Annotated in this window: 2 rRNA genes; both read left to right on the top strand. The window is 48.3% G+C overall.

Features of this window, described 5'->3' with window-relative positions:
- Nucleotides 1-282 (top strand): 23S ribosomal RNA (locus tag AC1DSK_RS17550); the annotation flags it as partial.
- 65 nt (nt 283-347) lie between these two features.
- Nucleotides 348-463: ribosomal RNA gene (gene rrf, locus AC1DSK_RS17545) — 5S ribosomal RNA — on the top strand.
- Nucleotides 464-506 lie beyond the last annotated feature (43 nt).

Raw genomic sequence — 506 nt, 5'->3', positions numbered from 1 at the left:
GTCGTGGGCGTAGGAAATTTGAGAGGAGCTGTCCTTAGTACGAGAGGACCGGGATGGACACACCGCTGGTGTACCAGTTGTTCTGCCAAGAGCATCGCTGGGTAGCTATGTGTGGCCGGGATAAGTGCTGAAAGCATCTAAGCATGAAGCCCCCCTCAAGATGAGATTTCCCATTACGCAAGTAAGTAAGATCCCTCAAAGACGATGAGGTAGATAGGTTCGAGGTGGAAGCGCGGYGACGTGTGCAGCTGACGAATACTAATCGATCGAGGACTTAACCAAAATGAATTTGAATGGTTTTCAATGACCCGTTTATCCAGTTTTGAGTGAACAAACACTCAAAAAAGTCTAGTGATAATGGCAAAGAGGTCACACCCGTTCCCATACCGAACACGGAAGTTAAGCTCTTTAGCGCCGATGGTAGTTGGGGGTTTCCCCCTGTGAGAGTAGGACGTCGCTAGGCAAAGTAAAAAACCGGTACCTTTCGAGGTATCGGTTTTTTTGTG

The sequence above is a fragment of the Paenisporosarcina sp. P4_B8 genome (assembly GCF_056402175.1).
The sequence above is the reverse complement of the archived record's forward strand: the minus strand, read 5'-3'. Positions and strand labels throughout refer to the sequence as shown.